The sequence below is a fragment of the Vibrio sp. RC586 genome (assembly GCF_000176715.1).
GTDB lineage: Bacteria > Pseudomonadota > Gammaproteobacteria > Enterobacterales > Vibrionaceae > Vibrio.
In genome coordinates, this window is the sequence record NZ_ADBD01000008.1 from 332,376 (window position 1) to 345,776 (window position 13,401).

Annotated in this window: 8 protein-coding genes and 1 pseudogene; 7 read left to right on the plus strand and 2 right to left on the minus strand. The window is 46.1% G+C overall.

From position 1 onward, the window contains the following. Positions 1-90 precede the first annotated feature (90 nt). The 7 genes and pseudogenes from glgB to VOA_RS08910 all read left to right on the plus strand — a co-directional run bounded on the left by glgB (position 91) and on the right by VOA_RS08910 (position 11,013). Complete coding sequence (gene glgB / locus VOA_RS08940) at positions 91-2,280, plus strand: 1,4-alpha-glucan branching protein GlgB (protein ID WP_000705030.1); 2,190 nt, start codon at positions 91-93, stop codon at positions 2,278-2,280. Positions 2,281-2,585: 305 nt separating this feature from the next. Continuing rightward, positions 2,586-3,104 carry a type VI secretion system effector Hcp-2 gene (hcp-2, locus tag VOA_RS08935; RefSeq protein WP_001142921.1) on the plus strand — a complete coding sequence of 173 codons (519 nt, stop codon included), beginning with the start codon at positions 2,586-2,588 and terminating at the stop codon, positions 3,102-3,104. A gap of 127 nt (positions 3,105-3,231) precedes the next feature. Continuing rightward, a complete protein-coding gene (locus VOA_RS08930) occupies positions 3,232-5,316 on the plus strand; it encodes a type VI secretion system Vgr family protein (protein ID WP_000212081.1) in 2,085 nt (694 codons plus the stop codon). Continuing rightward, on the plus strand, positions 5,316-6,182 hold the full coding sequence (locus VOA_RS08925; protein WP_001177869.1) for a DUF4123 domain-containing protein: 867 nt from the start codon (positions 5,316-5,318) through the stop codon (positions 6,180-6,182). Before VOA_RS08930 ends, VOA_RS08925 begins: the two co-directional genes overlap by 1 nt. Continuing rightward, positions 6,179-9,463: a toxin VasX gene (locus tag VOA_RS08920; RefSeq protein WP_000097990.1), complete on the plus strand. Its 3,285-nt coding sequence runs from the start codon at positions 6,179-6,181 to the stop codon at positions 9,461-9,463. The genes VOA_RS08925 and VOA_RS08920 overlap by 4 nt, the downstream gene beginning before the upstream one ends. Before the next feature lie 2 nt (positions 9,464-9,465). Beyond that, the gene (locus VOA_RS08915; RefSeq protein WP_000498620.1) at positions 9,466-10,566 is read left to right on the plus strand and encodes a hypothetical protein; all 1,101 of its coding nucleotides are present in this window, start codon (positions 9,466-9,468) and stop codon (positions 10,564-10,566) included. A 62-nt stretch (positions 10,567-10,628) separates the two neighbouring features. Beyond that, positions 10,629-11,013 (plus strand): annotated as a pseudogene (locus VOA_RS08910) (MAPEG family protein). A 62-nt stretch (positions 11,014-11,075) separates the two neighbouring features. On the opposite strand, the gene VOA_RS08905 reads toward VOA_RS08910, so the two are convergent. Continuing rightward, entirely contained in the window at positions 11,076-12,101 is a 1,026-nt protein-coding gene (locus VOA_RS08905) for an acyltransferase (protein WP_009355936.1), read from the minus strand. Positions 12,102-12,231: 130 nt separating this feature from the next. Continuing rightward, on the minus strand, positions 12,232-13,188 hold the full coding sequence (locus tag VOA_RS08900) for an AEC family transporter (RefSeq protein ID WP_001002575.1): 957 nt from the start codon (positions 13,186-13,188) through the stop codon (positions 12,232-12,234). Positions 13,189-13,401: the final 213 nt, after the last annotated feature.

A 13,401-nucleotide genomic window follows, 5' to 3' on the forward strand; every position in this document is an offset into this window, starting at 1 on the left:
ATACCCAAACAACTTAAAGATACCGATTCAAAACGACATAAATCTTTAAGCCGGAAGGGAATGTTTCGCTAGCTAGGTTAGGAGTTAGGTTTGAAAATCACAAAAAAGCCATTTAAGGCTGAACAGATTTATGATCAGTTAGCGCGTGCTGCGTTTGCTGATCCCTTTTCATTTTTAGGCCCTTACATTCCCGCAGAACAAGGCGCATTGCGAGTCTGGATGCCGGGAGCCAATAAAGTGGAGTTGGTGGTTGAAGGGCAACCGCGCGTTACGTTAGAGCGTGAAGGTGAGAGCGGCTTTATTCTGAAAGATGGCCGTAACCTGCGTTTTACCCGTTACCAATTGGCTGTAGATTGGGAAGGTACAGAGCAGTTACTGGACGACCCGTACCAATACCATACCATTTATGCTGAATACGATGATCTGCACACACCGAAGCAGATGTACCATCACATGGGTGCGCAATTTGTCACTTTAGAGCGCGATGGTGAAGCGGTCTCAGGCGTGCGCTTTTTGGTGTACGCTCCTCACGCTGCCGCGTGCAGTTTGATTGGTGCATTTAACCAGTGGGATGGTCGCCGTCACCCGATGCAACGCCTTGATTACGGCATTTGGGGGATTTTTATCCCCGGCTTACCGGAAGGCACCCAATATAAATTTGAGTTGAAAGGCCCACACGGAGAAGGCTTACCACATAAAGCCGATCCTTGGGGATTTTATGCCGAGCAATACCCTTCTTTTGCTTCCGTCACATACGATCATCAAAGCTATCAGTGGCAAGACAGCGAATGGCAGCAGCGTCCCGTGACGGAAAAGCGTAAACAAGCGCTCTCTTTCTATGAACTGCATGTCGGCTCATGGAAGCGGGGTGAAAACGGCGAGTTTCTCAATTACCGTGAATTGGCTGATCAATTGGTGCCTTATCTGGCTGATATGGGCTATACCCATGTTGAGCTAATGCCCGTCGCGGAGCATCCGTTTTATGGCTCTTGGGGCTATCAACCGGTTGGTCTATTTGCACCGACTAGCCGTTACGGCTCGCCAGATGATTTCAAATATTTTGTCGATCTGTGTCACCAAGCTGGGATAGGTGTGGTGCTCGATTGGGTGCCTGCACACTTCCCGTCAGATTCTCACGGTCTAGCCAATTTTGATGGCACGCCGCTATTCCATGATCCGGATCCGCGCCGCGGCTGGCATCAAGACTGGAACTCTTACATCTACGATCTTGGTCGTGAGCATGTACGCCGTTTCTTAGTTGCTAACGCACTGTATTGGTTTGAGATGTTCCACATCGACGGTATTCGTGTTGATGCGGTGGCTTCGATGCTTTATCTCGATTATTCGCGCAGTCACGATCAATGGATCCCGAATGTTGACGGTGGACGCGAAAACTACGACGCCATCGCCACCTTTAAGTGGATGAACGAAGAGGTGTACAAATACTTCCCGAATGCGATGACGATCGCTGAAGAATCGACGGCGTTCCCCGGTGTTTCTGCACCGACCTTTATGGGCGGCCTAGGGTTTGGTTTTAAGTGGAACATGGGTTGGATGCACGATAGTTTGTCGTACATTAAAGAAGATCCGGTTCATCGCAAATACCACCACAATACCCTGACTTTCCCGCTGATTTACGCGTTTAGCGAAAATTATGTGCTCTCTTTGTCACACGATGAAGTGGTGTATGGTAAGCGCTCACTTATGTATAAAATGCCGGGTGATGAGTGGCAGCAAACGGCTAACTTACGCGCCTACTTGGGCTATATGTATGGTCAGCCGGGTAAAAAGCTCAACTTTATGGGCACCGAGTTAGGGCAAACCGCCGAATGGAATCACGATGGTCAGTTGCAGTGGTTTTTGACTCAGTTTGAACGCCATGCTGGGGTTCAGCGCCTAGTGCGTGATTTGAACCATCTGTACCAATCACAAGCCGCACTGCATCAGCTTGACTGCGATCCGCGTGGTTTCGAATGGCGTTTACAAGATAATGCCGATCTCAGCGTGATCGCCCATGAGCGTATGGATGAAGCTGGCGATCGCGTGTTAGTGATCACCAACTTCACACCTGTTCCGCAGCAGGAATTCCGCTTAGGTGTTCCCAAAGAGGGGCGTTACCGCCTGCTACTCAATACCGACGCCAAGCAATACAATGGTAGTGATTACTCTGTGTTGCAGGAAGTCAGTAGCGAAGCCGTGGGCAGTGAAGGCTTAGATCAATCCCTGTTATTGCGTGTTCCTCCGCTTGCGACGCTGTTTTATCAGTGGATGGCGGAGTAAGTCTCGCGACTTTTCGATATTTCCTCATCAAACAATCAACCCGCTACGGCGGGTTGGTTTTTTATCGCCGATGGTGGGATTTTTCAGAGAGATCGGTTTTTACTGCGCCGAAACTTTTTGCCCACCAAGCAAGATCTTGCTCAAACACAGGCAGCTTTTTGCTTTATTGATGGAGGTAATTTAATAACACATTGATTTTTAATGGCAAGTAAGTTGGCATCGACCTTGCTCTTTCTATGGCGATGGTGCGCTTAGCGCGTTAACGCTTTCATTTTATTTAATGATTTTTTAGAAAGGAAATAGCCATGCCAACTCCATGTTATATCTCTATCGACGGCCAAACTCAGGGTCTTATCACTGCAGGCGCATGTACTGCTGACTCTATCGGCGATTCATTCGTTGAAGGCCACGAAGATGAGATGCTGGTTCAACAGTTTGACCACGTTGTAACCGTACCGACTGACCCACAATCTGGTCAGCCTTCAGGCCAACGTGTGCACAAGCCATTCAAATTCACTGTGGCGCTGAACAAAGCGGTTCCTCTGCTATACAACGCATTGTCTTCAGGTGAGAAGCTGAAAACCGTTGAGCTGAAATGGTACCGCACGTCTATCGAAGGCAAACAAGAAAACTTCTTCACTACTAAGCTGGAAAACGCGTCTATCGTCGATATCCACTGTGAAATGCCACACTGCCAAGACCCAGCAAAATCTGACTTTACTCAGAATGTGACTGTGTCTCTGTCTTACCGCAAAATCACTTGGGACCACGTTAACGCGGGTACTTCAGGTGCGGATGACTGGCGTAAGCCAATCGAAGCGTAATTTACGCTCCGAGTATGTCGCTCACCTTCGGGTGGGCGGCTGTGAACCTTAAACCCAGAGTATCGTTTGACGCGGTATTGTGGGTTTAAGGTTTTGCCATTTTTAATGTAGGGGAAGGAAAGGCAGGATGGCGACATTAGCGTACAGCATTGAGGTGGAAGGGCTGGAAGATGAGACTCTGGTGGTCAGAGGCTTTCACGGGCAGGAGTCACTCTCCAACAGCGTCTTTTTAGAGCAAGCCTGTTACGGGTTTCGCTATGAAGTGCAACTGGCGAGTCGGGTATCCAACCTGACCGCTGAGCAGATGGTCGATAAGCGTGCTGAGCTGAAGCTTTACCGCAACTCACAACTGGTGCAGCGCGTGCATGGCATTGTGCGTGCTTTCAGCCAAGGCGATATCGGCCATCACCATACTTTCTATGCACTCACCTTAGTTCCTGCCTTAGAGCGCTTATCCCTGCGCCACAATAGCCGCATTTTCCAAAAGCAGACTGTCCCTGAAATTCTCTCCGTCTTATTGCAAGAAATGGGGATTACCGATTACGCTTTTGCGCTCAAGCGTGATTGCGGGCAGCGTGAGTTTTGTGTGCAGTACCGTGAAAGTGATATCGACTTTCTGCACCGCCTCGCCGCTGAAGAAGGCTTGGTGTACAGCTTTGTCCATGAAGTGGGCAAACATACCCTCTATTTCAGTGATGCCAGTGATAGCCTAAGCAAACTGCCGGAGCCCATCCCGTACAACGCTTTAGCGGGTGGTGCGATAGATACGCCGTACATCCACGGCTTAACCTATCACACCCAAGCAGAAGTCAGCGAAGTTCAGCTCAAAGACTACAGCTTCAAAAAGCCAGCCTACTCCTTTTTACAAACCGTGCAGGGCACAGAGCTTGGCTATCAGCAAACGCGCTACCAACACTTTGATGCGCCGGGGCGCTACAAAGACGATGTGAATGGTGAAGCCTTTAGCCAAATCCGCTTAGACTACCTGCGCCGCAATGCCCACACCGCGGCAGGGCAGAGCAACGAACCGCTACTGCGTGCGGGCTATAAGTTTGACCTGCAAGAGCACCTTGACCCTGCGATGAACCGCGATTGGGTGGTGGTCTCCATTAACCACCAAGGTGAGCAGCCGCAAGCGCTACAAGAAGACGGTGGCAGTGGTGCAACGACCTACAGCAACCAGTTCAGCTTAATTCCTGGGCATCTCCACTGGCGCGCTGAGCCACAACCTAAACCGCAAGTCGATGGCCCAATGATAGCCACGGTCGTTGGCCCTGAAGGCGAAGAAATCTTCTGTGATGAACACGGACGCGTGAAAATCCATTTCCCGTGGGACCGCTACTCGAACGGTAACGAGCAAAGCTCCTGTTGGGTACGGGTGTCGCAAGGTTGGGCAGGCAGCCAATACGGCTTTATCGCTATTCCGCGCATCGGTCATGAAGTGATTGTTTCTTTCTTAAACGGCGACCCAGACCAACCGATTATCACCGGACGCACTTATCATGCGACCAACACGCCGCCATACACCTTGCCTGAGCACAAAACCAAAACCGTGCTGCGCACCGAGACGCATCAAGGGGAAGGGTTTAACGAGCTCAGTTTTGAAGATCAAGCGGGCAAAGAGCAAATCTACCTGCATGCGCAGAAAGACTTCGATGGTTTGATTGAAAACGACCACACCACGGTCATTCGCCATGACCAACACCTGACCGTTGAAAATGACCAGTTCACCCAGATTAAACACAATCAACATCTGACGGTGGAGGGGGAAAGTCGCACGCTCGTCAAACTCGACAGCAGTAGCGAAATCGGTGGTTCATTGCAGCAAAAAATCGGCAGCAAAGCGATTTACGATGCAGGCACAGAGGTTCACCTTAAAGCGGGTAACAAACTGGTCTTGGAAGCAGGCAACGAGCTTACAATAAAAGCGGGTGGCAGTTTTATCAAAGTCGATGCCGGCGGTGTGCACGTCGTCGGCTCTGCTATTAACCTCAACTCCGGCGGCAGCGCAGGCAGCGGCTCAGGCTATGGCGGTAAAATGGCCGAGTTGCCACAAGGGGTGGATAAAGCCAAAACGCCGCAAGAGATTGAGCTAGCCGCGGTAACTCCCACTCAACAATCCATGTCACCTTTACTTAAGGCGCGACAAATTGAAGCACTCAAAGGTCCTGCACCTGTGTGTGAAGTGTGTGAAGAGGCAAAAAGTTTGTGATGCAGATGGAGATGATTACGGTTTTGCCTGATACCGCTATTGCACCGAATAAAACGTTGTATCTATTGGTTGATGGAGCACAGGTCGAGCACATTGCCAAACAGTTGTACAGCTTGAGTGGAGAGTTAAATTTAGAGCCAATTTATCTCTATGAACCATACAACCAACTGATCGAGGTATCCCCGTATTTAGTGCAAGCTACTGACCCCGTAAAGCAATGGTTTTTCGATTTGAATAACAACCGAGTCGGTTATTTTTTCTCATCGTCATTACCATTGGATGATGTTGCAGAGAGGATAAGAAGTCTGATTAAAGTGCTTTCACCCTACGGTACATCGGTATTTTTGAAAATGGCCAATAGTGACTGTGCTTATGTTTTGCTGCAAACTCGAGTTGCTCGGTTATGGCAAGTGATGGAACAAGCTTGGCTCCCTACTAAAAGGGGCTGGGAGTTATTGAGCAAACCAGATTCTATACCCACTGTTTCAGAGGGTATGTACAAATTGTCTGATGAACAGTGGCAGATGATGGGGCAGATTTCTTGGCGTAATACACTGGAAAATATTGCAGATCACATGTGTAAATGGTTTCCCGAAACAATTTCACAATATGCAGATATAGAGGAGTGGCTTAACCAACAAGCGAAAAATGCATATCAAATGGGTTTTAATTCTGAACGAGACTTGTTGTTATTCTTTAATGTAATTGGGTTTCTTGGTATTGAGGCCATTGCGTCTCCAATTTATCCTGACATTTATCAGCTTATACACCAAACATCACAGCAGACATCTTCGCAGCGTATCGAGCATGCTGCCTTACTCGCAGAGCAATACTCTCATCAATATATTCAGGAGCAAAGATCGTGAGCTCACCTCTTCAAGCCGCCATGTGTGGTGATACTAAAGATGCCCAAAGCCCCGTTGCTGTTTGTCCATTAACCATTGATAAAATACAACTTATTCCAGTTAGATATGGGCTAGTAGAAACTCTTTCTGTTAAAGGTGTTGCTTCACCTCCTTTCGAAACTAAGTCAAAACCTATCGGAGTTCGCCTACTTCGTGATGGTTGGTTATATATTTTGATGAAGCAAGAGGAAGCGTGGCTACTTCATGAGTATCGGACCGAAGGTGGACAGATTACTACTTTGTTATGGCAAGATAGTGACGTTGATAAAGATGTCAGAACAACGACTGTTGGTGATGCTAATCTTGTGTTCAAAAAGACCGATATCCTTTATGCGTGCTACTCGGAAGTTCAATGGACAGCGAGAAAATGTTCACAAGTCATTAAGAATGATAAAGATAGAAAACGCTTTATGCAGCGGGTGAGCTTATTGCAGGCAAACCCGCTGACTGGTGGAGAAAATTTGTTGACGCCCAAACAAGCATCTTCACTGATTGCTGAATGTGCGGAAAAAGTAGTTTCACAGACGTCATCACTGAGTTACCAGACTTATCAATGGGAGCATAAACCACTATACCGTCAAATCGACTTTACTGAGTTAAGTGCCAAAGTTCTACGCCAATATAGAAACGGCCATTTTTACCTTATCCTTAATGATGATATTGGTATCCTCAGAGACTTAGCTTCATTTCAAGCACTGGTCGCAACATCACTAGAAGATTGGACGTCTGATGAGAAACGATATCAACAGTTTGTCGAAGGATGTTACATTGAATCGCAAATCACGCTTTCTCCAGATAAAGTTGACCAACTCGCTGTTGCGATTGGTGACACTACCTTAATAAACGAGCTCAATAACAATCAAAAGCAAGCAGTTGTTGAGTGGCTTGAATTTCAGGAAGAACACGGTGGTAACAATGCTCGACTCAATGCGATAAAAAGGAATCAGCTAAAAGATGCACTTGGTACAGATCTGTGGAAAAAATATCAAGAATTAATCGGTGATATTGAAGAGCAATACCAACGTCAAATGCATGGTGTAAATAGTTTCAAGTTTTGGGATTCTAATGCGGGTACTCTCGGTATTTTGGATCTTATCAATGAAGATGAGATGAAAGCGTTTCTAAAACAGGAACGAGAAAAACTGGCTCACTGGCAAGTTCTACTAGAACAAATCACCGAAGACAGAGTGGCATTATTTAGTCGTTTTTATCCAGCGGCTTGGTATTTTGATGCTACAAACGTTGAGAGCTTGCAAAATTTGCTCGCAGCCGAATACGCCTGTATTCAGGATATTTGCTGGAGTGATACATCCAGTAAGCTCATCGCTGACCAGTTGGATAAAATGCCTTGGATTGCCTACCGTGGTCTGTTTACCTTGCCTGCCGAAAATTTCGACAAAATTACCCAGGAAATACAAAAGAAAATCAGCGAGCTGCAAAAGTTGGTTGCAGCTGAAGATGATCTTACAGCTATCAACACCATCGGCTTAGAGCTAAACGGTTTACTGGCTCAAGAATTTACAGGTCAAGACTGGGGTAGTCGGTTGATTTCACTTAATGAAGGCATGCGAGCTTTTGATTCTTTGATCGACGCCAGTTATGCCCAGGCGAATACGTTAGTACTCGCTAAAGCGACGTCGGAATTTCTGGAAGATGCTAATGCCAATAAACAGTTTGATCCTAAGAGGGTTTTTCGAGATCTTTCTGGAAGTGCTTGGTTGAATATGCTTAAAGCTTATCAGGTTAATGGAGTTTCCGTTGGGTTGGCCAATAAAGCAGAATTTGAAGCTTTTGATATGCTGCGTAATCAAGCGGTGAGTATGCGTGAGGAGAACCTCAGCTTGAAAAATCAGCTCCGGCAGGAACTGGTAAAATTACGTAAGCAAGGAAAATCAATTAATCAGTCTGCTTCGATCTCTAAGATGCGTCAGGATTTGAAACGCAATCAGTCAAATCTGCTTATGATGGAAAATAAACTCGCAGAAGCCCTTTCACCTCTTGGTGATAGCCCTGCCAAAGTTGGCTATTACATCAAAGGTTTGTCTCCAGAAACACACGCAGATATGAAGCAGATGGCAGCTGATCTGCGCCAGTTGAAAACTAGAAGCGTCAATTTGGGTAAATATTCAGTACGTATTAAGGCAGGAAAGTGGGATGTGCTGTCTTTGATACTAGTCTGTTTTTCCATCAGTAATGCTTATAAGGCACGTAATAAGGATACTGCATTGCTTATCTCAGAGATGACTGGTGCATTAAGTGGTATTTTAGGTTTTGTGCAGGGGGTACGGGCTGCAACAGATATGGCTGCCATCAAGTTGGTCAGCAGTAAAGTCAGTCAACTTGTTTATGGTGCCAATCTTGGTAAATGGACCGTGATGCTGGGTGGATGGGCATATATATTTGGTGGTATTAGTTCAGTCGTAAAAGCAACCTCTGCTGGGTACGATGCGGTTGTAAAAGGTGACACCAAGGCCTCTATTACATTGGCGGCAGAAGGTGTAATGATTGGAGTCAATTATGTTGGTATAAAAGAGAGCGGAAAGGTTGCTTATGCAGTTTTTAAATCAGATAAAGCTGTTCGCGCTGGTATCTGGGCAAGAAATGGCGCTAATTTGCTTTCACTAAGTATTCGTTTAACGTTGATTGGTATTGCTATCTCTGCCATACAGCTAGGGGCGACTGTGTGGTATAACCGCACTAATCTTTCTCAATACCTCACTTGGTTTGCAAACAGCCAGTGGGGTAAGTCGCCTTCGTCAATTTCTCTTGAACAGAGTAACCTTCAGTTAGCAAGAATCTCAGCTAAGCCGAGTGTCGAAATCCGTGAGTTTGAACAGGGTAAAGCTTTGATATTGGGCTTTCCTGGTATTAGTCGAGAAACATTGGACGAGGCGGGTGTGATGTTGTCGGCCTATTGGAAAACTAGCTTGCGTGATAACAACTGGCAACCATGGACCCAAGAGCTAGAACAACAATGGGTATGTTTAAGTGAGGCTCACGAGCCAATAGTGATAGCACTACCTTTGTATAGTTCTGAAATCAATGCCGAGCACGGGATTGCCATTGAGTTGCACTATTTCCCGGTGCCAGATACGCCAGAGAAAGATATTCTGCGTTTTCAAGCAGAAAGCTTTACCCGTGTTGGCCCACTTAGTGAAGTTGCGCTGTTTAAAGCGAGAAATCTCTCTGCTAGTCATCTTGCCCCGTTAACTACCCAGCAAATTTATTGGAAAGTAACATAATTATGTTTTGGAAAAAGAAGAGTCAAGATATAGATCTCAAAGAGCTTGAGCCCAAGGCTGGCGATACGCGCAAATTTTTAACCGGAGAGGCGGTGTTTTTTTCACCCAAACCTTTGCCTTCGGCCAAAATTGCCTCAGAGACAATAGTTCAGTCACCCGAGATTCTGGAAATCAACGATACCTACCTAGATATTGGGCAACGCAATCAGGGTAAAGCTTGGCAGGTGCAGATAATGAGTTCTGGGATAAGTGTTTCTGCAATCGTGATTCTGCTTATTTTGTTTTATGTAGGTCATCGAGATATGCAACTCTTCGGTTCGTTCTTTGTCGCATTTATCGAGTCTTTCAATGACGTTGCCGTGTCACTAACTATTGCTTTTTTTCTTTTACTTTGTGTTAGCTGTCAAGTCATTATCGGTACGTCTATCGATTTTGCCCGTCAGCGCCCGATTCGGCTAAATCGACAACGCCGTGAGATTTGCTATTACTCTGATAAAGAGAAAAAACCGATTATTGCTCCATGGGAAGAGGTGGTGTGTTGGGTTGCGTTGAATAGAGGAACCACTGGTAACAGTATGGTGACGCATTTTACTTTTGGTCTTGCTATTCCTACGCCAGATGGTAAGGACTACTGGATACTGCGCCGCCCGATAGCCTCTGTCACTGATGGACAGCGTATGTGGGAGACGATGCGTATGTATATGGATGAGCCACTCACTCGACGCCCAGAGCCAAGTCCCTTTATCAAAGAGGATCGTGCCTATTTTGACAAGAGCCGTCGCGAGATGTGTGATAGATTTCAAAAAGGCCCCAAGTGTTGGTTTATTCTTAATTCTAACTCACCTTGGGTGTCTTACGCCTCGATGTTTTTTTATTACTTATTTCATATTCTGAGTGGATGGAAGTTACCTTATTGGGTATCTGAATGGACGGATAATCTTGCAAAAGTTGACTTACCAAAAGAGATTGAGGAGTGGTCTAAGCCTATTCCTGAAAGTGAATGGGCTAAACCGAGTGAGGAATTATTGAGGCAACGCGCAGCGATAGAAAAACACTATGAAGCGGGTGGTGGCATTATGGATTTTAATCAACCTACTCAATAGTTTATTTTTCCCATTTGCACTTACACTCATTGCGTCAAGCCAATAAGAAATAAGGATAGGTTATGGTCACAACAGTTTATGCCGTCGTGCTGTGCGGCTGGTTGATTTATTTATCCGTACAGGTGATTCGTCAGCGGCGTAAGTATCAGGTGCTGTTTGCCGATGGTGGTGTGGATGCCTTAGTTCGGGCGCGCAGTGCGCAGAGTAATGCGACGGAATACATTCCCATTTTCCTAATCCTACTCGGTTTAGCTGAAATGAATGGCGTTAATGTATGGTGGATTCACGCACTCGGCGTGGCCTTTGTGGTAGGGCGGGTGTTACACGCTGATTCGATGTTTAAAGCCACCATTCCTAATCGTGTGCGCGGTATGCAGCTCACTTTTGGCTGCTTAGCGGTGCTGATGGTGTTAAACCTATGGGCTGCCTTATAGCAAGTTCTTCTAAGTACTATTTCCGATAAAAAAGCAAAGGGAGCGTTCGCTCCCTTTGTGGTTTCTAGCTCATTGTTATCTTAGCAGCAGGCGTTTGAGTGGCGTGCGTTCTAAGCCTTTCACGAGCAGATAAGTGGTAATCAAAGTGCCAAACAGGATCAGTGCGTCTTTCTGCAAGCCAGCGAGGCCTAAAATGCCAGCGATGTTCATCATTACGATGACCATTAAAAGGTGGCTGACGTAAAAGCCTAGGATGCTTTGTGACAGTGAAAATACCCAAGGCTTTCGGCCTAGATCGGGTTTGGCGAGCAGGAAAAGAAACAGTCCAATCGCCCACAAAGCGGTGCCAAACAGATAATCATTGGTATTAAACACCTGCCCGTGTTGATGTAAGCCATAGGCTTCGACGAAGTGAAAAGCCATTCCCAGCATCGCTAATAACAGCGCAGAGCGCGCTTGCCACAGGATGTGCCTTTCACGAATCAGATAACCGACCACCACAAACAAAGTGCTGAAAAATGGGCCGTTACGAGTATAGATGGGCGCGCTCATGCCTGTGACGACGGCGCTGCTTCCTGCAAATTCACCGTAGATGTATAACCCGATGGCAATCGGTAGCATCCAGTGTGTTTTTTGTTGGCGGATCAACATTGCCATGATGGTGACCGCAATCATGAGAGCTGGCAAAAACCAAAGGTGTACAAGCCCGCCTTCAAACAGTGAGTTAAGTGGGTTTTGTAGCAAAAATCCCCAATAGCCAGAACGCTCAGCGAGATAGCCTTGATTAACCACCACTTCGAGATTGAAGGGCATCAATAGGCTAATCACACTCCAAATCACCCATATCCTCAGTAATGGAGAGCAGTAATTACGCAAGGTTTGTATTGGGTTCTGGCTGAGTTTGGGTTGGATCAAATAGCCCGAAATAAGGAAAAACAGTGGGACAGCAAAACGGGTGGATTGGTTAAATAAGTAGGCCACCCATGGTTCTTCATCGGTGAGCCAATAACTGGTAAAAAGTTGGCAATGCAAAGCAATAATTGCCAGCATGGCGATCACTCGCCCAAGTTCAAGGCTGGCGATTTTTTGATGGTTTAACATAACGACACTCGGCAAATTGAAAAAGCTGACCATACGCCATTCAAATCTCAATTCTATTGATTTATGTCTCTTTTTACCTTTGCACTTAACCTTAAGAGAGAATTTGCGATCCAGTGCTCACCGGTGGTGATTAGATCACGCCAAAACTAGAAAGCAGGAAAATACCAAGCGTACAGGTAAACAGTGAAAACACGGTGGTAAGAGCAATAATATTGGCGGCAAGAGCTGAATTACCGCCCATTGCTCGTGCCATCACATAGCTTGCCGCCGCGGTAGGAGCTGAGGTCATCAAGAAAAGTAGCCCTAGATCTAAACCTCGGAATCCTAGTAACCATGCACCACCAGTGATCAGTAAGGGTGAAAGGATAAGCTTATAACCGGTTGCAAACCAAGCGGAGTTTCGCTCCTCTTTTAAAGAGTTCAAATTGAGGGATCCGCCAGTGCAGAGTAAGGCTAATGGTAAGGTCATATTGGCAAAATAACGGCCCGCATCGGTGATGACTTGTGGAATAGGCACACTCACCATATAGCAAATCACACCAAGCATAATCGCAATGATCAGTGGGTTTTTAGTCAGAGTTTTAAACATCATTTTGGCTGCTTGCCAGCCATTGCTTTCTCCTCTTGGTGTTAAAGCTATAACCGCTTGTATATTGAATAAAACCGTTGTTGACGCGACATAAATGGCGGCTAAAGCAACACCTGCATTACCGTAGGTATTGGCAACATAGGCTAAACCAATAATCGCGGTATTAGCACGAAATCCACCTTGAGCAATAACGCCCCAATCTTGTGGCTTATTGATGAATTTACGAGTGCTCAGCAAGGTAAAGATAAAGAAGAGGATATTGGCGATTAAGCTATATAGCACCAGTGGCATGCTAGAAGAGAAGTCGTGCTTGGAACTGACAATACTCAGAAATAGCATGGCAGGTAGTGTGACTTGAAAGACGACCCGTGAAGCGACCTCAATAAAGTTCTCATTAATCAGGTTGATGCGCTTGAAGAGCACACCCAAACAGAGCATTAGACAGATTGGTCCTGTGATGGTGGCTGAAAACTGCAGTTGGGTTATGATTTCGTTCATACCAATCCTTTGAATATGCTCACAATATCAGCATTCTTCCACAGATCTCTACGATGGCAAATCAGATTTTGAGTGAATTCTCAGTGACGGATTTTTCATCAAAGAAATCCATGGGGTGAATGTGTTTTAAACAGGTGTATAAATGCTCTGATTGAAAAATGTTCATTCAAATAATTTCAATTTATTTCAATGTGTTAATTTTGTAATCGCGCC

What these genes read in the sequence shown, in the direction of transcription:
- hcp-2 (WP_001142921.1), top strand. Translation starts at nt 2,586, where the DNA reads ATGCCAACTCCATGTTATATCTCTATCGACGGCCAAACTCAGGGTCTT.
- VOA_RS08930 (WP_000212081.1), top strand. Translation starts at nt 3,232, where the DNA reads ATGGCGACATTAGCGTACAGCATTGAGGTGGAAGGGCTGGAAGATGAG.
- VOA_RS08925 (WP_001177869.1), top strand. Translation starts at nt 5,316, where the DNA reads ATGCAGATGGAGATGATTACGGTTTTGCCTGATACCGCTATTGCACCG.
- VOA_RS08915 (WP_000498620.1), top strand. Translation starts at nt 9,466, where the DNA reads ATGTTTTGGAAAAAGAAGAGTCAAGATATAGATCTCAAAGAGCTTGAG.
- VOA_RS08905 (WP_009355936.1), bottom strand. Translation starts at nt 12,101, where the DNA reads ATGTTAAACCATCAAAAAATCGCCAGCCTTGAACTTGGGCGAGTGATC.
- VOA_RS08900 (WP_001002575.1), bottom strand. Translation starts at nt 13,188, where the DNA reads ATGAACGAAATCATAACCCAACTGCAGTTTTCAGCCACCATCACAGGA.